The 685-nt window shown below is 57.5% G+C and carries 1 protein-coding gene; it reads right to left on the bottom strand.

Annotated features, from left to right (window positions below):
* Positions 1-685: saccharopine dehydrogenase family protein (locus AC1DRJ_RS31150; protein WP_477805492.1), on the bottom strand; the 685-nt coding region annotated here is incomplete at both ends.

The raw sequence follows: 685 nt of genomic DNA, 5'->3' as shown, positions 1-685 counted from the left end.
GACCAGATCACCGATGCAGGTTTTGCCGGTGTAGCCTGGGGCCAGCGAGCTCGGATCAGGAAGCACGGCCTTGACCACTTTGAGCGGCACGACTTCCAGCCCTTCGGCGGTCTTGACCGGTTGCTCGGAGAGCAGGCCAAGGTTGCGGAGCACCGTGAACACATTGATGTAGTGCTCGCCAAAGCTCATCCAGAAACGCACGTTGGGCACGTCGAGGTTCTTCGACAGGGAGTGCACTTCATCGTGGCCGGTCAGGTACAGGTTCTGCGCCCCGACGACCGGCAGGTCGTCAGTGCGTTTGACTTCGAACATGGTGTTGCTGGTCCACTGGCTGTTCTGCCAGCTCCAAACCTGTCCGGTGAACTCGCGGAAATTGATTTCCGGGTCGAAATTGGTGGCGAAATATTTGCCATGGGAACCAGCGTTGACGTCGAGAATGTCGATCGAGTCAATGCGGTCGAAATACTGTTGTTGCGCCAGTGCTGCATAGGCGTTGACCACACCCGGGTCGAAACCCACACCGAGAATGGCGGTGATGTTCTTTTCTTTGCACTCTTCGAGGTGGTTCCACTCGTAGTTGCCATACCAGGGTGGTGTCTCGCAGATTTTGCCCGGTTCTTCGTGAATGGCGGTGTCCAGGTAGGCCACGCCGGTATCGATGCAGGCACGCAGCACCGACATGTTG

This window comes from Pseudomonas sp. P5_B2, assembly GCF_056400445.1.
The sequence above is the reverse complement of the archived record's forward strand: the minus strand, read 5'-3'. Positions and strand labels throughout refer to the sequence as shown.